Annotated in this window: 16 protein-coding genes; 11 read left to right on the forward strand and 5 right to left on the reverse strand. The window is 32.7% G+C overall.

The window, feature by feature from the left end; translation table 11 throughout:
* Positions 1 to 33: 33 nt before the first annotated feature.
* Entirely contained in the window at positions 34 to 1350 is a 1317-nt protein-coding gene (gene mtaB, locus ACYSNV_RS10105) for a tRNA (N(6)-L-threonylcarbamoyladenosine(37)-C(2))-methylthiotransferase MtaB (RefSeq protein WP_461762447.1), read from the reverse strand.
* An 87-nt stretch (positions 1351 to 1437) separates the two neighbouring features.
* On the opposite strand from mtaB, the gene ACYSNV_RS10110 reads away from it, so the two are divergent.
* The 7 genes from ACYSNV_RS10110 (at position 1438) to trpB (ending at position 12824) form a co-directional block, all read left to right on the forward strand.
* Positions 1438 to 3045, forward strand: coding sequence for an ABC transporter substrate-binding protein (locus ACYSNV_RS10110; RefSeq protein ID WP_461762448.1), 1608 nt, complete (start codon positions 1438 to 1440; stop codon positions 3043 to 3045).
* Between the two features lie 165 nt (positions 3046 to 3210).
* Complete coding sequence (locus tag ACYSNV_RS10115) at positions 3211 to 3933, forward strand: LytR/AlgR family response regulator transcription factor (RefSeq protein ID WP_461762449.1); 723 nt, start codon at positions 3211 to 3213, stop codon at positions 3931 to 3933.
* Complete coding sequence (locus tag ACYSNV_RS10120) at positions 3921 to 6905, forward strand: sensor histidine kinase (RefSeq protein WP_461762450.1); 2985 nt, start codon at positions 3921 to 3923, stop codon at positions 6903 to 6905. Before ACYSNV_RS10115 ends, ACYSNV_RS10120 begins: the two co-directional genes overlap by 13 nt.
* A 15-nt stretch (positions 6906 to 6920) precedes the next feature.
* Positions 6921 to 8042 (forward strand): metallophosphoesterase, encoded by a 1122-nt coding sequence (locus ACYSNV_RS10125; RefSeq protein ID WP_461762451.1) that lies wholly within the window; start codon positions 6921 to 6923, stop codon positions 8040 to 8042.
* A gap of 73 nt (positions 8043 to 8115) precedes the next feature.
* Positions 8116 to 9969 carry an ABC-F family ATP-binding cassette domain-containing protein gene (locus tag ACYSNV_RS10130; protein ID WP_461762452.1) on the forward strand — a complete coding sequence of 618 codons (1854 nt, stop codon included), beginning with the start codon at positions 8116 to 8118 and terminating at the stop codon, positions 9967 to 9969.
* A 516-nt stretch (positions 9970 to 10485) separates the two neighbouring features.
* Positions 10486 to 11130 carry a peptidoglycan-binding protein LysM gene (locus ACYSNV_RS10135; RefSeq protein ID WP_461762453.1) on the forward strand — a complete coding sequence of 215 codons (645 nt, stop codon included), beginning with the start codon at positions 10486 to 10488 and terminating at the stop codon, positions 11128 to 11130.
* A gap of 512 nt (positions 11131 to 11642) precedes the next feature.
* Entirely contained in the window at positions 11643 to 12824 is a 1182-nt protein-coding gene (gene trpB / locus ACYSNV_RS10140; protein WP_461762454.1) for a tryptophan synthase subunit beta, read from the forward strand.
* 101 nt (positions 12825 to 12925) lie between these two features.
* Here the strand turns inward: trpB and fumC are convergent, their stop codons facing one another.
* Complete coding sequence (gene fumC / locus ACYSNV_RS10145) at positions 12926 to 14326, reverse strand: class II fumarate hydratase (protein WP_461762455.1); 1401 nt, start codon at positions 14324 to 14326, stop codon at positions 12926 to 12928.
* 145 nt (positions 14327 to 14471) lie between these two features.
* Between fumC and ACYSNV_RS10150 the strand changes: the two genes are divergently transcribed.
* The gene (locus ACYSNV_RS10150; protein ID WP_461762456.1) at positions 14472 to 14648 is read left to right on the forward strand and encodes a hypothetical protein; all 177 of its coding nucleotides are present in this window, start codon (positions 14472 to 14474) and stop codon (positions 14646 to 14648) included.
* Between the two features lie 760 nt (positions 14649 to 15408).
* Here ACYSNV_RS10150 and ACYSNV_RS10155 read toward each other — a convergent pair.
* Both ACYSNV_RS10155 and arsC read right to left on the reverse strand, forming a co-directional pair.
* Positions 15409 to 17886 (reverse strand): TonB-dependent receptor, encoded by a 2478-nt coding sequence (locus tag ACYSNV_RS10155; RefSeq protein ID WP_461762457.1) that lies wholly within the window; start codon positions 17884 to 17886, stop codon positions 15409 to 15411.
* 89 nt (positions 17887 to 17975) lie between these two features.
* Entirely contained in the window at positions 17976 to 18317 is a 342-nt protein-coding gene (gene arsC / locus ACYSNV_RS10160) for an arsenate reductase (glutaredoxin) (RefSeq protein ID WP_461762458.1), read from the reverse strand.
* Positions 18318 to 18359: 42 nt separating this feature from the next.
* On the opposite strand from arsC, the gene ACYSNV_RS10165 reads away from it, so the two are divergent.
* From ACYSNV_RS10165 to glsA, 3 genes are all read left to right on the forward strand, one after another.
* Entirely contained in the window at positions 18360 to 19265 is a 906-nt protein-coding gene (locus tag ACYSNV_RS10165; RefSeq protein ID WP_461762459.1) for a lysostaphin resistance A-like protein, read from the forward strand.
* Between the two features lie 21 nt (positions 19266 to 19286).
* The gene (locus ACYSNV_RS10170; RefSeq protein WP_461762460.1) at positions 19287 to 20321 is read left to right on the forward strand and encodes an AMP-binding protein; all 1035 of its coding nucleotides are present in this window, start codon (positions 19287 to 19289) and stop codon (positions 20319 to 20321) included.
* 69 nt (positions 20322 to 20390) lie between these two features.
* Positions 20391 to 21359: a glutaminase A gene (gene glsA, locus ACYSNV_RS10175; RefSeq protein ID WP_461762515.1), complete on the forward strand. Its 969-nt coding sequence runs from the start codon at positions 20391 to 20393 to the stop codon at positions 21357 to 21359.
* 52 nt (positions 21360 to 21411) lie between these two features.
* On the opposite strand, the gene ACYSNV_RS10180 is transcribed toward glsA, so the two are convergent.
* Entirely contained in the window at positions 21412 to 22554 is a 1143-nt protein-coding gene (locus ACYSNV_RS10180) for a calcium:cation antiporter (protein WP_461762461.1), read from the reverse strand.
* Positions 22555 to 22602: the final 48 nt, after the last annotated feature.

Raw genomic sequence — 22602 nt, forward strand, 5'->3', positions numbered from 1 at the left:
TTGTATAGTTGGCTATACAAACCCTAATAGTTTTTATATAAAATCGAATCTTACAATTCCATCTTGATCAATTTGCGTTAATTTAACCTTAGCAAGCGTGTTAACAAGCTCCGGGTTCCATGGTGTTTTTACTTTCACATAGTTTTCGGTAAACCCGTGAATATAACCAAGTTTGTTTTCACTTTCAAATAAAACAGTTTTTTCCTTTCCTAGTTGACTCTCGTAAAATGCTCTACGTTTTTTCACCGATAAACCACGAAGCATTTTGCTTCTTTTGTTTCTTACATTAATAGGAACTACTTCATCCATATCTACTGCCTCGGTGTTGTCTCTCTCGGAGTAAGTAAACACATGAAGATAAGAAATATCTAACTCATTTAAGAAGTTATAAGTCTCTAAAAATTTCTCATCACTTTCTCCTGGAAATCCTACTATTACATCCACACCAATACAACAATCAGGCATTACCGATTTTATTGAGTGTACCCTATCTTGATATAATTCACGTAGGTAACGTCTTTTCATTCGTTTTAATATATCATTGCTTCCGGATTGCAAAGGAATATGAAAATGTGGAACGAATGTTCTACTCTTAGCTACAAAATCAATTGTTTGGTTTTTTAGTAGATTAGGTTCAATAGAAGAGATTCTAAGTCTCTCAATTCCTGGAACTTTATCTAGTTCTTGTACAAGTTCTAAAAAAGTATGTTCATGCTTTTTGTTGCCAAATTCCCCTTTACCATAATCTCCAATATTAACCCCTGTAAGGACTATTTCTTTAATATTTTGACTTGAAATTTCAGCGGCATTTTTCAAAACATTTTCCATTGTATCACTTCTAGAGATACCACGAGCAAGTGGGATTGTACAATAAGTACACTTATAATCGCAACCATCTTGCACTTTTAAAAATGCTCTTGTTCTATCACCAATTGAATAACTACCAACATAAAAGTCAGCTTCTGATATTTCACAAGAATGAACCTCTCCCATGTCATTCTTTGACAAATCGTTGATATAATCAGTGATCTTGAATTTTTCAGTAGCTCCTAAGACTAAATCTACACCATCAACTAAGGCTAATTCTTCTGGCTTTAGTTGTGCATAGCACCCTACTGCAGCTACAAAAGCTTTTTCATTTTTCTTTTGCGCTTTTTTTACGATTTGTTTAAATTGTTTATCGGCGTTTTCTGTCACCGAACACGTATTAATAACATATATATCGGCAACTTCCTCAAATTCTACGCGATCAAAACCTTCTTGTTCAAAACTCCTAGCAATTGTAGAAGTTTCGGAAAAGTTTAATTTACAACCTAACGTATAAAAAGCTACTTTTTTTCTATTTTCCATAATGTTTACCTACTATAGTAGTAACTTTGACTATCTTTCCTTTTAGTTTGAAAAAGGTTTGCAAATTTACGTACAAAATTCGGTTTGATGAAATCAATAATATATTATATATCAATTATTTGTGTAGTTTTATTTATACTCGGGTGTGAAAATAAAACAACTAACCTAGACCAAAGCGATGTTTTTAGATATAACGAAAGCTCTGGAATTGCCACTTTAGATCCTGCCTTTGCAAGAAGTATGTCGGTGATTTGGCCTTCGAATCAAATATTTAACTCTTTAGTTGGTTTAAATGATAGTCTACATATAATTCCTGATGTAGCTCACAGTTGGAAAATTAGCCCTGATGCGATGAACTATGATTTCTTTTTGAAAGATGATGTGTATTTTCACAAGCATGAAAATTTTGGAAAAGATAGTACTAGAGCTGTGGTAGCAGGTGATTTTGTTTTTAGTTTAAACCGCCTTAAAGATCCCGATTTAGCATCTCCAGGGGCGTGGATTATGCAATATGTAGATAAGGTGCAGGCTTTAAATGATACTACTGTACGGATTTCTTTAAAAGAGCCTTTTCCTGGTTTTCTAGGATTAATGTCCATGCGATATGCCTCGGTGGTTCCAAAGGAAATTATTGAAGATAAAACAATTAACTTTCGTACTAACCCCATTGGTACTGGTCCATTTTATGTCAAGTATTGGCAAGAGAATGTTAAACTTGTTTTAAGGTCAAACCCCAATTACTTTGAAAAAGATTCTATGGGGGGGGCTTTGCCGTATTTAAAGGCTGTGGCTATTAGCTTTTTACCGGATAAACAAAGTGTTTTTTTACAGTTTATACAAGGTAAACTAGACTTTATATCAGGGATAGATCCCAGTTACAAGGACGATATAATTACCAAGGATGCTAAGTTAAATGAAAAATATGCCTCTTCCATTAAAATGACAAAAGGTCCCTATTTAAATACTGAATACCTTGGGTTTAATTTACAGGCTTCAGATCTTGGTAAGGATCATCAAATCTTGCGTAATGCTTTAAATATTGGATTTGATCGCAACAAAATGCTGTTATATCTTCGAAATGGACTAGGAAATCCCCAGTTAGGAGGGGCAATTCCAGCGGGGTTAGAAGGAAATATTGAAATTAATGAAAGTTACCATGTTTTAAAGGCTAAAGAACTAGTGGATAAATATAAACAAATAAATAACCTACAAGATGTTACCCTGGAGCTAGCCACTGATGCCTCTTATGTGGATATTGCCCAATATTTACAAAGAGAGTGGAAAAAAATTGGGGTTAATTTGAAAATAGATGTGATGCCAAGTGCAACACTTCGACAAGCATTGGCCTCTGGAAAAGTATCTTTTTTTCGGGCTAGTTGGATTGCAGACTATCCCGAGGCGCAGAATTACATGTCTTTGTTCTATTCGGAGAATAAGGCACCTAATGGACCAAATTATACCAGATTTGAACATAGTGAGTTCGATAAATTATACTTAGCAAGTATCAAAGAAATAGACAAAGAAAATAGAATTGATATGTATAAACAGATGGATCATATTATAGCAAAACAAGTTCCAATAATTGTTCTTTATTATGACCAAGCTGTGCGTTTTTCCCGATCCAATGTGCATAATTTGGGAATTAATCCCATGAACAATTTATTTTTGAAAACTGTGTATAAAACAAGTCAATAGTTTTTCTTACACAATTGCATAACTATTGGTATAGTTTTAGTGCAAAAGGGTATATTTGTCTAGTAAGACAACTTAATGGAAGTTTTTCTATAAAACTATAAATATGCTTGACTTATAGCGCAATAAATAATTTCAAGCCAAACACACTAACAACACCTAAAAGTAATGATTAATGATTTAGTGGTTCTAATTGTAGATGATGAACCAAAAGTTGCAGAAGTATTAAAAACAATAATTGAAAATAAAATAGATATAGAAGAGAAAATATCTGTTTCTTGTGTACATTGTGTAAAAGATGCCGTTAAGTTTATAGATAGTTATCTTCCTGATTTGGTTTTTTTAGATATTCATATGCCACAAGAAAATGGATTAGAGTTACTAAAACAAGTTGATAGTAGTAGTTTTGAGGTTGTTTTCACTACAGCTTATGATAAATATGCGATACAGGCTATAAATGAACATGATTGTTTAAAGTATCTACTAAAGCCTTTAAGTATTAGTGATGTACAAAGTGTCTTTGATAAATATAAAGAAAAATTAGGCTACCAGTATTACTATAAGATTGTCAAGAATAATTCAAAAAGGCATCTAATTCGTATCGATGATGTGGTGTTTTGTAAGGCTGCTGATAATTATTGTGAGATTTATTTGGTTGACTCTAAACACTTAGTATCAAGAACTCTAAAAGCGGTAGCTTCTAGAATATTACATAAAAATTTTCGTAGGGTCAATCGATCTTATTTTGTAAATATGGATTATGTAAAGCATATAGATCGAGAAAATAGAATTGAATTTAAATCTGCTTTAACTCAAAATAATATCGAAGAAGAACATCATGTTATTGTTGCGCAAAACGCTATGAAAGATCTTAGTAAATGGATGTTGTAAAAAGTGTATTCTTATTCTGGTTATTTTTTAATTCTATTTTGGTTAGCGCGCAAAATCGCGTACTTAGTAAAAAATATGATGTATCTACGGGACTTATTTCTAATGATATACAGGCCTTGTGTATAGACTCAAAAGGTATATTATGGCTAGGTTCAAGCGCTGGAGTATCCAAAGTGGTACAGGGAGTTGTGCAAGAGGATAGACAAATTAGTGATTACAATTTTACAAATGTTACAGAAATTATTGAGGATCCGTATAAAGGCATTTGGATATCGAGTTATGGACAAGGAGTATTGTATAAAAAAGGGGACTCCTTACAGAGTTTTGCCACAGCTGAAAAATTAATTTCAGATAGAGTTAGGGCCTTGTCTGTTTTGGATAAGTATATTTATGTGGGCACTTTAAAAGGAGTATCACTTATTTCGATATCCGACCTAAGTGTAATTAATCCTAGTTTTAATAACCAACAGACAAATAATACTTTTGAAGTCACAAGTTTTTTTCAAATAAACAACAAGGTTTACGCTACAACAGTTAGTGATGGGGTATATGTAATCGAGCCTGATCAAATAACGAAGGTTAATCATATTCAAGGAATTTTTTCAAGCTTTGTTCAAGATAATTTAGTTTTCTATGGAACAAAAGATGGACTTGTAGTGGAAGATTTTTGTACCAAAGAAATTCTTGCCAAGCAACATATACCTAATATAAGAGATTTCGAATTGGTCAATGGCGAACTTTTTATTATTAGTTCTGGTTTTTTTGATAACCAAGGTGGAGTTTATAAGTGGGATAAAGATAAGGCAGTATTAATTAATCCATCTGTTGATTTGCAACCCAAAGCATTTTTATCAATGACCTATGATCAGAATCATGAATTTCTATATATAGGTACAGGTAATGCTGGATTATATCAAATAGATCTTTTCTCTGCTTTAAGTGTCGATACCAGTAAAAAACAAGTTATGGCCTTACAGGCTAACGGACCAGATTTATATGTTTTTTCTAACAATGGGTTAGAAATTTTAAAAGACTCCAAATCGTTAAAGCAAATAGGGTTAGATGAGTTTAAAAAATTTCAGCAAAAAAATTACCAATTTTTTAAAGATATAGCCGTAGCGGAGAACTATTTTTTTGAAATTGACTATCAGACTCCTTACCAACGTATTGTTTTCTTTAAAGCTATGATTCATAACAATAGATTATGGGTTAGTAGTAATATAGGCCTTTTCGAATTAAGCTTGAAAGGTGAGATTTTGAAGTACTATAATATTTATGCCAGAGATTTTGATTTTTTTGGTCATGAGTTTATTCAAGTTACGCAAAATCAAGGGGTAAGAATATTTTCGGATTTAGCAAATTTTAGATTTAGGAATTTCTCACCTATGCAAAGTATTGATATTCCAAGAGAAGTTGTAGGAATGCAAAGAATCGGACAATACGTTTTTTTTGCTAGTGCTTTAGACGGATTATATTATTATTCTTCGGACCAAGGATTTGTATCTATGTTAGAAAAAGGTTGGTTTAAGCAAAAAAGAATAAAAAAGTTAACCAAAGGTCCTAAAGGAATCTTGTATGTGGCTACCGATACTAACGATATTTATGCTCTACAAACCGATTCTCCCATTTTTACAGATGAGAAAATAATTGAAAAAAAACAGATATTAGGATCAGATATTAGTTTTATCTCTTGGGATGTGGATAAGATTATTGTTGGGACAAATAAAGGGCTAACTGTTTTTAAATATAATAGTTTATTTTATTTTGATGGTGAGCAAGGATTTCATTCTAGTTTGGTGAACACAACAATTCAGCAAGGACGTATTTTACATTTGGGAACCCAAGATGGTCTTTATAGTTTAAATACCTATTATTTTCAAAATAAAGAGAGATACCTACAAGTGGAATTACTCGATGTGGTTGTTAATGGTAATAAGGTCTCTTTACAAGCATTGAAAGAAGATTCCCAAATGGCTTTAAATTTACCTTACTATTTGAATTCACTTCAAATTTATTTTGATGTTCAAGGTGCCAAATTTCCAAACAAATTACAATTTGAATATCGCTTAAAACCTGATGGTAATTGGCGTTTGGTTGAGGATTATAAAGTAGTTTTACATTATTTAGAAGCAGGTATTTATCCCATAGAGTTGAAAATAACGGATTTTGATTCCGGTACTCAGGTACTCAAGCCGCTGCTTTATGTGAAAATTGATAAGCCTTTTTATCAAACAGCATGGTTTGTGCTATTTGGATTTCTTGGTATTGTTGTATTGGGGTATTTAATATACAATAGCCAAATAAATCGATTAAAACGAGAATCTAGCATACGAGCTCGTAAATTAGTATATGATAAACGATTAGCTGAGGTTAAGTTACTTGCGGTAAGAAGCCAAATGAATTCTCATTTTATATTTAATGTTTTAAGCTCGATTCAATACTATATTTTAAAAGGTAGTCAAGATCAAGCATTTAATTATTTAGGAAAATTCGCTCACTTAATACGAGAGAGTCTTAACCTATCTACAAAAGAACGGGTAAGTTTAGCCTGTGAGTTAGATTATTTAAGAGCCTATGTTGAAATTGAAAATATGCGTCTAGATGGCAGGGTTAATTTTGAAATCTCTTGTGAACCAGAGTTAGATTTAGATAGTATTTTACTTCCTCCGATGTTATTGCAGCCATTTGTTGAGAATGCTATGATTCATGCTTTTCCAAATTCGATCGAAAATCCCCATTTATTGTTAAAAGTAAAAAAAATTAATGATAAGGATATTAAGATTATTATTTTAGATAATGGGATTGGTTCTAAATCAATAAGTAAAAAGAAAGGGCCTTATAAGTCTAAGGGGATGAGTATTGTTAGAGAACGTATGTCTCTTATTCAAGAGTATTTAGATGATGATTTAAAGACTTATGCTAATTTAAAAGGGAGTCGTATAGAGTTAATATTAAAAAATGTTATAAAATAAATATTTAAAATATATATGAAAAAATACTTGTTCTGTTTTGTAATCCTCTTATATATAATAGGAAATCTATATGTATTTAGCCGTTTTTTGGATGTAATCAATACGTTAGAACTTCCTCTTAAAGGTTTTTTTTATATAATAGCCGGGGCAATGAGTGGCTGTATCTTTTTGTTCTATGGTCTACAAAGTAGATTGCCAGTAAATTTAGCTAGTTTTTTCTATAAAATCGGGACCGGATGGCTTATGCTATTAATTTACGCATTTTTGATATGTGTTTTTGCGGATATAATCAGCCTTATTAATAGTATAATTATTAAACTTCCTTATCCTTGGTTGCAAATTGGCAATCCTGTTCGTTCTGGTATTTTAATAGGTATAACGGTTATTTTTGCTGTAGTCGGCTTTTTTAGTTATTGGAAGAAAAATAGAGTAGAATTAGAAATCAAAGTAGATAAAAAATTAGAAAAAGATTTAAAAATAGTATTTATATCAGACTTACATTTAGGGTATTCCATACAAAAAAAGGAGTTGAAAAGCTGGGTAGATCTCATTAATAAAGAAAAACCTGATTTGGTATTAATAGGTGGAGATGTAATTGATTTTTCTGTAAGACCTTTAGAATACTTAAAGTTAAGTGAAATTTTAAAAAAACTAACCCCAAGGTATGGCGTGTTTACTTGTTTAGGAAATCACGAATATTTAGCTGGGGTACAAAAGAGTATAGAATTTTTAAAAAAAGCTAATATAAATGTCCTTCAAGATCAATTTGTTTACTTAAAACAAGCTGGGATTTATATTATAGGAAGAGATGATAAAACAAATGTCAATAGGTTAGCTGTTAAAGAATTGATTAAAGATATAGAACCTGATAAAGTTAGTATTTTATTAGATCACCAACCCTATGCTTTACAAATGGCTAATAAGTCTAAAATTGATTTACAACTCTCGGGACATACTCATAGAGGTCAAGTTTGGCCTATCTCTTGGATAACAGATGCTATATTTGAAAAAAGTCATGGATACTTAAATAAAAATATAACGCAATATTATGTTAGTTCAGGAATTGGTATTTGGGGTGGTAGGTATAGATTGGGTACCTCTAGTGAATATGTGGTAATAAGACTTCGTGGAAATTAGAGAAAATCAGGCTTGTTGATTAAGTGTTTTTTAATAGTCAAATAAAAGGCTATTTTTGTAAAAATTTATTATTGTGAATTATCTATCTGTAGAAAATATATCTAAATCTTTTGGTGCAAGAACTTTGTTTGAAGATATTAGTTTTGGTATTAATAAAGATCAAAAGATTGCCTTTGTAGCTAAAAATGGTACTGGGAAAACAACTATTTTAAAGATCTTAACGGGTATGGATCAACCTGATCAAGGACGGGTTATTATGCGTAAAGATATAAAAATGGCTTTTTTATCTCAAGAACCTGCTTTACAAGATGAGCTTAGTATTGAAGAGAGTATTTTTGCCTCTGATAATGAGATTCTTAAAGTCATTGAGCAATATGAGAAAGCACTTGAAAATCCAGAGGATCAAGATGCTTATCAGGCTGCTTTTGAGAAAATGGAGATTCATAATGCTTGGGATTTTGAAACCCAATATAAACAGATCTTATCTAAGTTAAAGCTTGATGATCTCAAATTAAAAGTAAAAGCTTTATCAGGAGGGCAAAAAAAGAGATTAGCTTTGGCTATAATTCTTATAAACAGACCAGATCTGTTAATATTAGATGAGCCTACCAACCATTTGGATTTAGAGATGATCGAATGGTTAGAGAATTATTTTGCAAAGGAGAATATCACTTTATTTATGGTAACTCACGATAGATTCTTTTTAGAACGTGTGTGTAACGAAATTATAGAGTTAGACAATGGAAAGATTTATTCCTATAAAGGGAATTATTCTTACTATTTAGAGAAGAAAGAGGAGCGAGTGGCCATGGAAAATGCCAGTATAGAAAAAGCACAAAATCTTTTGGTAAAAGAATTATCATGGATGCGTCGTCAACCTAAGGCTAGAACCACTAAGAGTAAAAGCCGTATTGATGATTTTTACGTAATTAAAGAGAAAGCACAAAGCAGACGTATCGAGCATCAAGTCGAACTTGAGATCAATATGGAGCGAATGGGGAGCAAGATTATTGAGTTACATAAACTGCATAAAAATTTTTCAGACAAAGTAATTTTAAAGGACTTTTCTTATACATTTAACAAAGGTGAACGTATTGGTATTATTGGTAAAAATGGTACTGGAAAAAGTACTTTTTTAAATATTTTAACCCAAATCGAAAAACCAGATGCTGGTAAAGTAGTTATAGGGGAGACAATTAAAGTAGGATATTATACCCAAGGAGGTATCAATATAAAGCCAGAACAAAAAGTTATTGAGGTTATCAAGGAGTTTGGTGAGCAAATTCCTCTTGCTAAAGGTAGATCTATTTCTGCAGCTCAATTACTAGAGCGATTTTTATTTGATCGCAAAAAGCAACATGATTATGTTGAGAAATTAAGTGGAGGGGAATTAAAAAGGTTATATCTATGTACTGTGCTTATACAGAATCCTAATTTTTTAATTTTAGATGAGCCTACTAATGACTTAGATATTATTACCCTAAATGTTTTAGAGAGTTTTCTTCTTGATTTTCCGGGCTGCTTAGTTGTTGTTTCCCATGATAGATATTTTATGGACAAAATAGTAGATCATTTGTTTGTCTTTACAGGGGAGGGAATTATCGAGGACTTCCCGGGGAACTATTCAGACTATAGGCAGTATGAAGATAGTGTAGAACCAGTAAAAGAAGAAGTTAAAGAGAAGGTTAACTGGAAGCAAAAACAAGATCAGAACGGATTAAATTTCAATGAGCAAAAAGAGTTTTCTAAGCTAGAGCGTGAAATTCAAAAGTTAGAACAAGAAAAAGTTGAAATTGAATTAGAATTTTCTAGTCAAAAACTAAATGATCAACAAATACAGGAAAAAGCTACTGAATTGGAAAAGATACTTAAACAAATCGAACAAAAAGAAGAAAGATGGTTTGAGTTGTCTGCAAAAATGGAGTAGTAACTTTTAAAAGCATAATGTTATCTTTATAGAAACTTCTTATAACCGCCAGGTAATAAGAAGTTTTTTTGTGGAAAAAGCTCAATGTACAATTAAGTTTAAAGAAACATGGGTATAAATTAAAGTTTTTAGCTCATTTATTGGGTAGTACACCCTTAAAATTTGGGGAAAAACCATGGACTAAAAATGGCATAATTTTAGCATTAATCTCTAGAGAACAAAAGCAAAAATAAAACTAAAAAAAGATAGGAAAAGTCGCTTGTTTATGGATAGAATTCAGCATTTTAATCTGTAAATTGGTGATGGGCGCTGTTTAATTTAAGGAGTTTTTTATTTTTTCACAATTTATTTTGTGTTAAAGTTTTGTTTTGTAACATATTGAATTATAGAGTGTTAAATCTATAATGATGTTAAATCTAGGCTAAATAAGGCTAATTAGAGTAAGGTTTTGAAAAAAGGCAGTAACTTTGCATCCGTAAATTTCAAGTGGTGACAGGGCTTGAGAAATCAAACTTAATGAGAAAAAAATGTTCTTTTTTTATTGGAGCTGTACTACTAGTTGCTATGGTAGTTTCGGGTTTTAAGCAGTATGAACAACTCTTATCCCCAAGCTTAAACATAGAGGTGCCTGCTGATCTTTTCTATCACAATCCACAGATTGAGGAAAGTTTTAAAGACCAAACAAGTTTTACACTTCCATTTACAGGAAAGACCTACATAGGTTTTAAACAAGCCTTAGGGGCCAGAGAGTCAAACGGACTATACACCATAGTTAATTCATATGGGTATATGGGAAAATACCAATTTGGTAAACTCGCACTGCGTTCAATAGGAATTTCAGATGCGACTACGTTCTTAGAGAATCCATTGTTGCAAGAGAAAGCTTTTGATGCTTTAGTATCAAAAAATAAATGGATTTTACGTAAAGAGATAAAAGAATTTCAGGGTAAAGATATAGCTGGAATTCGTATTACAGAATCAGGCCTTATTGCGGCAGCTCACTTAGGTGGAGCAGGTTCTGTAAAGAAATTTTTGAAAAGTAATGGAAACTATGGTTTTCGTGATGGTTTTGGAACTTCCATAAAATCTTATTTAAAGAAATTTGGAGGTTATGATATATCACAGATCAAAGCAGATCAAAATGCGATGGTAGCATTGTGATAATAAAAAATTTTGAAAAAAGGCTAAAAACAACCTGTGTTTTTAGCCTTTTTTTAGTTCATAACCTATTGTTTTTACTTTAAGAAATAGTGTGGTCCGATATAATTAGGATGACAAAAAATCACTTGAATTTAGTTTTTAAGCACGGAACATCGAAGTCATTTTTTTGTTTTACTTAATTAAAATAATAGTAAAGCTGATAATTATTAGTTTTTTTCTTTGTAAAATAAAACATTGATTTTCAAGAATGTATGTTGTGTAAAAAAGGAATTTTTCACATAATTAATTTTTTTCTTGCTAGTCTTATTTTTTTTTAGGTACATTTGCAAAGTAAAATAAACACAAAAATGAATTTAATTCTTACAAATACTTGGTGGTGGAATTCTCTTACGTCGAACTTCGTGAGCGGTCCATGCTATGTATTTATGAGATAAAAAATAATATATATTTATGCAAAAGGCTTGTCACACGACAAGCCTTTTTTTTTGCTCAAAATTTAAAAATAAAGAACTATGAATTATCAAATTGACTCAAATGGATTTTATGGAAATTATGGTGGAACTTTTATTCCAGATGCTTTAAAACCTGCTATTTTAGAACTGCAAAACACTTATTTGCAAGTCATAGAAGAGCCTGAGTTTCAAAAGCAAATCAACGAGCTCTTAAGTCAGTATGTGGGACGCCCAACTCCTTTATATTTTGCAAAGAACTTGTCTAAGAAATATAATACCAAAGTTTATTTAAAAAGGGAGGATTTATGTCACACAGGAGCTCATAAAATAAATAACTGTATTGGTCAAATTCTTTTGGCAAAGCGACTAGGAAAGAATAAAATTGTGGCAGAAACTGGAGCTGGTCAACACGGTGTTGCTACTGCTACGGTTTGTGCTTTAATGAAAATGGAGTGCATTGTATATATGGGTGAGTTAGATATGCAAAGACAAGCTCCAAATGTTGCCCGCATGAAAATGTTGGGAGCGAAGATTGTTCCGGCCAAAAGTGGAGCAAAAACTTTAAAAGAAGCAGTTGATGAGGCCTTGATGTATTGGGTTGAAAATGCGCACGATACTTTTTATTTAATAGGTTCAGCTGTTGGACCACATCCTTATCCAGATATGGTGGCTAAATTCCAATCGGTGATTTCAAAAGAAATTCGCAAGCAATTACTAGCACAAGAAGGTAGAGAGACACCAGATTACGTGGTAGCATGTGTTGGAGGTGGAAGTAATGCAGCTGGTGCGTTTTATCATTTTTTAGAGGACCAATCCGTTAAGTTGCTTGTAGCCGAGGGTGGAGGTAAGGATTTAGAGTCTTTACAGACAGCTGCAACTTCTTTTGTTGGTAAACCTGGGGTTTTACATGGTAGTAAAACTCTTTTTATGCAAGATGATAACGGAGAACCTTTGGAGGCATATTCTGTTTCTGCTGGATTAGATTATCCCGGGTTTGGTCCCTTGTATTCTCATATGAAAGAACAAAATCGCGCGGAATTTTTTGCCATTTATGATCAGCAAGCTATGCAAAGTGGATTAGAATTATGTAAGTTAGAAGGAATTATTCCTGCAATTGAAAGTTCACATGCACTTGGAGTGTTGAATCAAAGGAAATTCCAACCCGATGATATTGTGGTTATCAATTTATCGGGAAGAGGAGATAAAGATTTAGATAATTATAGAAATTATTTTGATTTTTAGTACTTGTTATGCTTTATAGATGAAGAATTTAATACGCCCTATGATTCTATAACAAGTATCATAGGGCGTTTTTTAGCAAATGGGTTAGAAATTGCTGTTAATTATATATTTATTTTACCCACCATATCTTTAGCTACCACTAATTTATCAAAGTCTTGCTCTTGAATATATCCCAATGTTAGGGCGGCTTGTTTTAATGTGGTATGATTTTGATGAGCATACTGTGCTATTTCGGCGGATTTGTAATAGCCTATATGTGGATTTAAAGCAGTAACTAGCATTAGCGAATTATCTAATAATTCTTTTATTCTTTTAGTATTAGGTTCAATACCTTGAGCACAGTGTATGTCAAAGGAAACACAGGCTTGTCCTAAGAGTGTTGCTGATTGTAAAAAATTTGCTGCCATCACGGGTTTAAATACATTTAACTCATAATGACCTTGGGTACCTGCAAAACTAATTGTGGTATCATTACCTAGGACCTGAGCGGCAACCATAGTTAAGGCCTCACATTGGGTTGGATTTACCTTTCCTGGCATTATGGAAGAGCCTGGCTCATTTGTAGGAATAATAATCTCTCCAATTCCAGATCTTGGTCCAGAGGCTAGAAGGCGGATATCATTAGCTATTTTAAAAAGACTAACTGCCAATTGTTTAATGGCTCCATGTGTTTCTACTATCGCATCATGAGCAGCTAAAGCCTCAAATTTATTTGGAGCTGTAATAAAGGGTAGTTTGGTAAAATCGGCTATGTACTTGGCTACTTTAACATCATAGTTACTGGGCGTATTTAATCCCGTTCCCACGGCCGTTCCTCCAAGAGCCAGCTCACTTAGATGAGGTAAAGTGTTTTTTAATGCTTTTAAGCCATGATTTAATTGTGCAACATAACCAGATAGTTCTTGACCTAAGGTTAATGGGGTGGCGTCCATTAGGTGTGTTCTACCAATTTTGACAATATCTTTAAATTCTTGTGCCTTTTTATATAGAGTATCTCTTAATTGTTCGACTCCCGGGATTGTAATCTCTACAGTAGCCTTGTAGGCTGCAATATGCATAGCTGTAGGGAATGTATCATTAGAGGACTGGGACTTATTTACATCATCATTGGCCTTTAATAGTAATGGTTCTTTACCTATTTCACCCCCAAATAGTATTTGAGCTCGATTTGCAATTACCTCATTTAAATTCATATTAGATTGAGTACCAGATCCCGTTTGCCAAATTACAAGAGGAAATTGATCATCTAAATCTCCTTGTAATATTTCATCACAAACTTTAGCTATGGCCATCTTTTTTTGTTCCGATAAAACTCCTAAGTCAAAGTTGGCATACGCGGCTGCTTTTTTTAAATAAGCGAAAGCTTGTATAATTTCCCTTGGCATGGAAGCCGTGGGTCCAATTTTAAAGTTGTTAATGGATCGTTGAGTCTGCGCTCCCCAATATTTGTCAGCTTGTACTTTAACTTCTCCTAAGGTGTCTTTTTCAATACGATATTTCATAATAATTTGATTTTAAGGATGCTACTTATAAAGTTACATAAATTATTTAGTTTTAGTCTAAAGTATTAATAAAAAGAAGTATTGTTTTAGGTTAGAAAAAATAAAGTCTGTATATTTGGGGGGTATATACAAAAATTCCGGAAAAATGTTTGAATTTCAACAGTATTTAGCTTTTATCGTTGGTATGACGGTTATTACAATGGCATTTTGGCTTTTGATTTTCCTAGTTGGTTTTGCTTGTTACTGGGCAACGGGAGGAACAATTGAATTGTTAAAAGAGAAAAAAGCTAAAAAACAGCAATTAGAAGAAAGTCGAGTATAGTTTTAAATATTGGACTTTTACAAATAAAAGAGCTATATAAATTTTATATAGCTCTTTTTTTTTGCCCAGCAAGGGGCAGCAACTCTAGTGTGATAGTCCCTAGTACGACTTTACAATGAAAAGTATAGCCCTTTATTTGAAAAACCTAAAGAAGATGACAAAGTAAGACTACTTGGAATACCTATTTTAGTAGGCACATTAGTTAAGCAAATTATGGCCCGAGTACTATCTTTTATTTATGAAAAGGAGTTTTGTGCTTGTAGTGATGGTTTTAGGTCTAAAAAGAGGCTGTCATGCTGGTTTAAAAGAAGTAAAAAATTTCTTAGACACGCAATACCACTATGCGGTAGAACCTAGACTTAGAGACATTTTTTGATAAGGTTAATCCCAGTATATTAATTCCATTTTTATATAAAACCGTAGAGTTTCCCCTGGATAATATCCTTAATCCTTTAATGCTGGTAAACTTGGAAAAAGAAAATTCTAATAAAGTATTTTAGCTGTATCGCAAAAAGGCCCCCTTAAATCCTTTATTAAGTAATATTATGTAGGCATAGAACTAGAAAGACAAGAATTCTCTTGGTGCAGAACCGTGTGGCAGGAGGTGTGGTGTGAAAGGTCTATTCAAGAAGTAATCTTGCGTATCCTATTTGCTTTATAGTCAGAAAGTCAAGACTTATCCCAAAAAAAAAGATTGATTTCTGCAATGAAATCAATCTTTTTTATATGTGTTTGTATAATCTTTTTTTTAAAACCTGGATTAGATTAGTTCCATTTCTGAATCATCTTGTTGTGATCTTGATGAGGATTGACGCTGTCTATCATTTTTAGGTTGATTAAAACGATAGGTGAAAGTCAAATTGATTTGTCTTCCTCTCCACTGCATTTCACTATATGAATTAGATTGCGGTAGATTGGTATACATTTCTCTTTTTCTTGAGTTAAAAAGATCACTTACATTGGCAGTAATTGTGGCCTTGTCCTTTAATATATCTTTACTTAAAGACATATTAGCTGAGATATTTCCTTTTACTCTTCCTTGTGAGGTATCAAAAGGTGCTCTATACATACCATTTAATTGCCAATCAATTTTATAAGGTAAGGTAATCTTAGAAGAGATACGTGTAAACCAAGAATAAGCATTGTTGTCAAAGTTCTGTGTTTGCTTTGTTCCATCTATATCTGTAAAGGTATAATCTCCTTTGGTTTCTGTTTTGAAAAAGTTAAAGTTTCCATTTAATCTCCACCATCTAAATGGATTGTAATTTAATGTTAAATCTAATCCATAACGGTATTCAGTGGCTAGATTAATAGGAGAACTTACACTTATCGGAGTCCCATCATCGGTTTGTCCTGCTATATATCTTACAAATTGGAAAGTATCATCGGTTTTATTCAAGTAAACCGATCCTGTGAAAGTAAAGGTTGTCCATCTTTTCATAAAGCCTAGATCAAATGCATCTGTTTTAGCAGGATTTAAGTCTGGATTACCTTTAAAGTAATTAATATCACTTGTATAATTAGAGAATGGATTTAAGAACCTTCCTCTTGGTCTCATAATACGTCTACTATAACTTACCGATAAATTTGTACTTTGATTTAATTCATAATTTAAAAATGCACTAGGGAAAAAATCATTGTATTTTTTATTATTATAATCATTGGTGCGTAGTTGATTTACATCCACACTTGAATCTTCCCATCTAATACCTACCATGTAGTTTAATTGAGATGTAATCTTATTACCGTATTGTGCATATAGTGCATTTACATTTTCCTTATATTCAAGGGTGTTAGATATATTAGGGTCACTAACCCAATGTTGGTTGGTTAAGTTATATAAATCATACGCATTAGTATTCTTTTTAAATGTTCCTAAATATCCAGCCTCAAAGTTACCTGATTCTCCAAGGGGTAGGGTATAATCTAACTTAACAATTCCTCCTAAGTTCTTAAAATCAGTGGTGTTTTTTTGGTAGCCTGTAGTATTATTACCAGAATTAATATCTGCAATACTTGTATTCTCGTCATTAGTATCCGATGAAATGGAAGCCTCCAAGGTTAATTTATGGTCCGAATTAGAAGCAAATGTTTTTTCAAAAGATGTAGTATAATCTACCGAATTCCAAGTAGACTTAGAATCCTCTTGTCGTTGTCTGTTATGCGTGAAATTATGCATATCATCAAAGTAGGTATAATCTACATTGTTAGGAGCTTTTCTATTGTTTTTCCTAACGCTAACATTATTGGACCAAGTAAAGCTAGGGGTAATGTAATAATCTAAACCAAACATGGCATTATAACCATCTCTAGTGTTATTATTAGTTTTATACTCATCGATGAATTGTGTAGTTTGACCTTGATTATCAAAGTATTCACTATTGTTGCTACTATATCCTTTGGATTTACTATCACGATAACCTAAGGTGGTATAGAAATTGAATTTTTCAGATCTTAAGTTAAAGTTTCCATTTAGGTTATAATTCTCTGGATCTCCAATTGTTCCTGAAATATTACCATTGATACCTTGATTTTTACCTTTTCTAAGTACAATATTTATAATACCGGCACCTCCCTCTGCTTCGTAACGTGCCGATGGATTGGTTATTACTTCAACTTTCTCAATGGATTCGGCTGATAAGATACGCATAGCCTCCTCAATATTACTAGCAAGGCCGTTTGGCTTACCATCAATTAATACCTTTACGTTTTCATTACCACGTAAACTAACAGCGCCTTCACTATCAACTGTTATCGATGGAACGTTATCAAGTACATCAGCCGCAGTACCTCCTTTTAAGATCATATCTTGCCCAACGTTGTATACTTTTTTATCTAATTTAATTTCTACAGTTGAGGCCTGAGCGATTACAACAACATCATCAAGTAATTGTGCATCATCCTCCACACTTAAAATACCGATATTTGTATTGTTTAAAACAGAAATGTTTTTTTTCTCTATGGGAAGAAAACCTAAAAAGTCTACTTTTAAGTAATATACGCCTTGTGGAACATCAATATTAAACTCACCTTTTTCGTTGGTCATCCCTCCGCTGATGATGTTTTCTTTATCTTGATTTTGCACATAGATACTAGCAAACTCTAATGGTTGATTACTACTTTTTTCAATTACTTTTCCACTTAAAGTGAAAACCTTTGCATTTTGAGCTAATGCTGTCAAACTAAAAGTAAAAGTTAACAGCATTAGAAGAAGGTTATAAACTTGTCTATTGTTCATTGTCGTCGTTAGTTTTTATATCTATTTAGACGTACAAAGAAGACAAAGGTTTAATTAAGATATGTTAATAAAATGTTAATTGTTAAAAATTACAATATTTCATGTATCTTTTCAGTGGGTCTAGCTATTACCGCTCTGGGGCCGTTAACAACTATAGGTCTTTCTATTAATTTTGGATTTTTTACTAAGGCTTGTATAATTTGATCCTCACTTAAAGATTCTTGGCTAAATGTTTCTTGCCACAAGGAATCTTTTGTGCGTACTAGTTGGATAGGGGAATAGTTTAATTTCTTGAGAATAGTTTTAACATCTGATTCGGTAAGGTCCGCGTCTAAATATTTTATAATTTTGTAAGCAACGCCTTGTTGCTCCATAAATGCAATACTCTCACGAGATTTACTGCAACGAGGATTGTGATAAATTGTGATCATAATTAGGTGATTTTGTATCAAATATAGTACTTTTTTTGAAATATGAAATATATTGAACAGTTATTACGAAAAAAACATAAAGTCAAATTATGGCTGTACTTGCCTTTTTCTTTGTTTTTTTTTGGGATAATGATTATTAATGCAATAGCATTGAAATCTTCCCAAGTGTCAACCAATGACATTATTAAGGCAAACATTGCCCTTTTTGGTAAAAATGGTAATTTTTTAATTACAGTGGCACCATTAGCCTTGTTGTTATTACTTTTATGGCTCTGGGTTGTTTTGGTTCAGAAACAGTCCATTCGAAGTTTAACAACAGGTAGACAAAAAATAGATTATAAACGTATATTATTTGGCTTTGTAGTATGGTCGGTGGTCTGTATTGGTTTATTTGGTATTTCCTATTGGAGTGCTCCACAAGACTTCCAGTGGAATTTTGAATTAAAGCCGTTTCTTAGCTTTTTTGTTATGGCAATTATTCTAATACCTATGCAAACCAGTTTTGAAGAATATTTTATGAGAGGCTACCTAATGCAAGGCATAGGTCTGGCAACAACTAGTCGTGGCGTAGCATTGATTCTAACATCGTTAATTTTTGGCTTGATGCATTTGGCCAATCCAGAGGTGGATCAAAATGGTTATGGAATTATGGTATACTATATAGGTACTGGTGTTTTTTTGGGAGTTATTACACTTTTAGATCAAGGCTTAGAATTAGCACTTGGTTTTCATGCGGCTAATAATTTGGTCGGAGTGTTACTAGTAACCTCAAATTGGACTGCTTTTCAAACCAACTCTTTATTTTTGCAAATTAACGATCAACAAACTATTGGAACTTGGGAGTATGTGTTACAGATTGTTATTATACTTCCAATTGTTGGTTTTATTTTCTCTAAAAAGTATAAGTGGGGTAACTACCGAGAACTCTTGTTTGGTAGGGTAAAATAAAAAAATGATAAAACACGTGAAATGAAAAATTTTCAATTACATACTGATTTTCGATTCAATACAGAGTCCTATAATGAGCAGCAACTTTTAGATTGGGCACAAGGAATCTGTGAATCAACACAAACTAATTACTTACAGCAAATAGCTTGTTTTTTCTTGGAATGGTTTAATGATAAAACTTATATTGAGTTAAGAACCTCTGGTACAACAGGCACCCCAAAACTAATTCAATTGCCAAAGTCGGCTGTAATAACTTCCGCAAAGGCCACTGGAAAGTATTTTGATATACCCAATAAAAGTTCGGCTTTATTGTGTATGAACCCTAATTTTGTTGCTGGTAAATTAATGTTGGTACGGGCTATGTTATTAGGGTGGCATCTAGATGTAATACAGCCAGATTCTAAGCCGCTGTCTCACAGTGATAAATCCTATGATTTTGTTGCCATGGTTCCTATGCAAGTTGAGAACAGCATAGATCAATTGCACCGAGTAAAATGTTTGATCATCGGAGGTGCTAAAGTAAGTTCAGCTTTAAAACAAAGACTTAATGGCGTTGCAACTAGAATTTATGAAACCTACGGTATGACCGAAACAATCACTCATATTGCAGCCAAGCCCTTATTTCAAGAACACTTTGAAATTCTAGATCATGTTACTATAAGTCAAGATCACAGAGGTTGCCTTGTTATTCATGCCCCCGGTATTTCAAAAGAACCGATTATAACCAATGATGTGGTCCAGCAATTAAGCGGTAATAGTTTTCTGTGGCTAGGTAGGGCAGATAATGTAATAAACAGTGGGGCCATTAAACTGTATCCTGAACAAATTGAACAAAAATTAAGCCCATTTATTTCCTCAAGATTTTTCATTGGATCTAAAGCCGATAGTTACTTGGGTAATAAAGTGGTTTTAGTTATTGAATCTAAACCATATACGTTAGACTCTAATATATTTGCTAGTTTAGACAAATATGAAATACCCAAAGAAATTCAATTTTGCGAGGTGTTCGTCCAAACGGATTCCGGAAAGATTATACGCAGTAAAAACATTAAATAAATTATTATAATGACTCAATTAAAAAATGGTTTTTTAGTTATGCTTTGCATAGGATTCTCTGTAGTAACCATGGCAGCAAATGCCTTTAACGGGAACTTAGATTGGCAAAAGCATAAAAAAATTACCCAAAGACAAGCTCAGGAGATTTTAGATTCAAATAGAAGTTACATTTCTCAAGGTAATGTAGCTGATTATATTCCGGAATTGGCTAAAATAAATAAACAAGCAATTTCATTGAGTATTGTTCAGCCTAATGGTGAGATTATAAATGTGGGAGATAGTGATCAAAAATTTACCATACAAAGTATTTCAAAGATAATTTCACTGTTTGTTGCAGTTAGCGAAATAGGGGAGCAACAAGTATTTAACTTGGTTGGTTACTATGGGAGTGATAAGCCTTTTAATTATTCGGCTAATTTAGATTTTAATGGTAAACCTTATAACCCAATGATGAATGCTGGAGCAATACTAACAACTGCTTTAATACCCGGTGAAGGACAACAAGCTTATGAGAAAATATTGAAAATGATTCGATTCATCACCAATAATCCAACCATCGATATCAATGAAAAGGTTTATTTATCTGAGAAGCTTACCGGACATAGAAATCGCTCCATGTTTTATATGTTAGTTAATAGCGGATACATTGATTATACGCAAGAGAATGAAGATAAATTAGATAATTATTTTAAGCAATGTTCCATTGAGGTTACTTCGGAAGATTTAGCCAAAATAGGCTATTTTTTTGCCAATAATTGTGTGCGTTATGATGGGGATAAAACATTTGAAAACCCAGACTTGGCCAAGTTAATTCAATCCGTTATGTTTACCTCAGGAATGTATGAGTTTAGTGGTGAGTATGCCAGAAAAGTTTCCCTACCAAGCAAAAGCGGAGTAGGAGGAGGAATTGTTGTAAGTGCTAATAAGGGGTATGGAATAGGTGTATTTAGCCCTAGTTTAGATAAGCATGGAAACTCTTTAGCAGGTTATCATATAATAAAAGATCTAGCTAAGGAACTAGATTTAAGTGTCTTTTAATAAAAATGGCTTCTTTAAAAAAGAAGCCATTTTTATTTTTTATTATTATTTATCAAGGAGCAATCGTTGTAAATAAATAGGTGGCAAACAATACCAGTAAAACTATACCTTGTTGAATATTTGTTCTGCCTGAGCTCACTGCTATGTGTACTGTGGCTAAACTGGTTAATAATAAAACCGTAGATTTAGCATCAATGCCCAATCCTACTGTTAATCCAGTGAAGTGCGAGACAATTGCTACTGCAGGGATAGTTAATCCAATAGAGGCTAAGGCTGAACCAATGGCTAAGTTTAAACTTGTTTGTAAACGATCTGCTCTAGCTGCTTTATAAGCTGCTAGACCTTCGGGAAGCAAAATTACACCTGCGATTATAATTCCAACCAAAGATTTAGGTGCGCCCGCATCCATTACGGCTTGTTCAATAGTTGGTGATAATACTTTAGATAGTAGAACAACCGCTGTTAATGCAATTAAAAGACAAATGAATGCCATAATAGTGGTAGGTAAGTTTACACTAGTGTGTAAATCATGATCTTTAAGATCTGTTTGTTCGGTGTTTTCATTACCGTTATTATCTCCTAAATCAACTTGATGTTCTATGACAAAGTAATTTCGGTGTCTAATGGTTTGCACAGCAAGAAACCCACCATAAAGAATTAAGGAAACTATGGCAACAAAAAACAGTTGATTACTAGTATAACTATTTCCTGGTTGACTTGTTGTATGGTTAGGTAGAATTAAAGTTAATGTGGAAATTGCTAAAAGGGTAATAAGTCCAGAATTTACACCTTGTTTTATAAAATTCTGTTCCTTATATCTATATCCACCACTTAAAAAACAAATACCGATAATACCTGTAATAATTATCATAATAGCTGCAAATACAGTATCTCTGGCTAAATAAGATGGCTCTGAGCTTTGTTCACTTAACATAATTGATACTATTAAAGAGACCTCAATTACCGTTATAGCTAATGCCAAAATAATGGTTCCATACGGTTCGCCTACTCGATGCGCTACAGTTTCTGCATGATTAACAGCAGCTAGTACAGATCCAATTAGTGATGCTCCTAATATAATGTCGGTAACAATACTTGTTGGTAAAGAGTTTTGAATAAGTAGAAGTAAAACTGACAACATTGGTAATGCAATAGACCAAAAGGGAGTTTTTATGGACTGTATTAGTTTTTTCATACGCGAAAATTAAAAAATTAATATTTCGCAAAAATAATAATTTTTTTA

The organism is Myroides sp. LJL119 (assembly GCF_054871605.1).

Excerpts from the sequence above, each read along its gene's own strand:
- ACYSNV_RS10180 (WP_461762461.1), bottom strand. The coding sequence starts at position 22,554 with ATGAAAAAACTAATACAGTCCATAAAAACTCCCTTTTGGTCTATTGCA.
- arsC (WP_461762458.1), bottom strand. The coding sequence starts at position 18,317 with ATGATCACAATTTATCACAATCCTCGTTGCAGTAAATCTCGTGAGAGT.
- ACYSNV_RS10155 (WP_461762457.1), bottom strand. The coding sequence starts at position 17,886 with ATGAACAATAGACAAGTTTATAACCTTCTTCTAATGCTGTTAACTTTT.
- ACYSNV_RS10120 (WP_461762450.1), top strand. The coding sequence starts at position 3,921 with ATGGATGTTGTAAAAAGTGTATTCTTATTCTGGTTATTTTTTAATTCT.
- glsA (WP_461762515.1), top strand. The coding sequence starts at position 20,391 with ATGGCAGCAAATGCCTTTAACGGGAACTTAGATTGGCAAAAGCATAAA.
- ACYSNV_RS10150 (WP_461762456.1), top strand. The coding sequence starts at position 14,472 with ATGTTTGAATTTCAACAGTATTTAGCTTTTATCGTTGGTATGACGGTT.
- fumC (WP_461762455.1), bottom strand. The coding sequence starts at position 14,326 with ATGAAATATCGTATTGAAAAAGACACCTTAGGAGAAGTTAAAGTACAA.
- trpB (WP_461762454.1), top strand. The coding sequence starts at position 11,643 with ATGAATTATCAAATTGACTCAAATGGATTTTATGGAAATTATGGTGGA.
- ACYSNV_RS10110 (WP_461762448.1), top strand. The coding sequence starts at position 1,438 with ATGAAATCAATAATATATTATATATCAATTATTTGTGTAGTTTTATTT.
- ACYSNV_RS10135 (WP_461762453.1), top strand. The coding sequence starts at position 10,486 with ATGAGAAAAAAATGTTCTTTTTTTATTGGAGCTGTACTACTAGTTGCT.
- ACYSNV_RS10115 (WP_461762449.1), top strand. The coding sequence starts at position 3,211 with ATGATTAATGATTTAGTGGTTCTAATTGTAGATGATGAACCAAAAGTT.
- ACYSNV_RS10165 (WP_461762459.1), top strand. The coding sequence starts at position 18,360 with ATGAAATATATTGAACAGTTATTACGAAAAAAACATAAAGTCAAATTA.
- ACYSNV_RS10170 (WP_461762460.1), top strand. The coding sequence starts at position 19,287 with ATGAAAAATTTTCAATTACATACTGATTTTCGATTCAATACAGAGTCC.
- mtaB (WP_461762447.1), bottom strand. The coding sequence starts at position 1,350 with ATGGAAAATAGAAAAAAAGTAGCTTTTTATACGTTAGGTTGTAAATTA.
- ACYSNV_RS10125 (WP_461762451.1), top strand. The coding sequence starts at position 6,921 with ATGAAAAAATACTTGTTCTGTTTTGTAATCCTCTTATATATAATAGGA.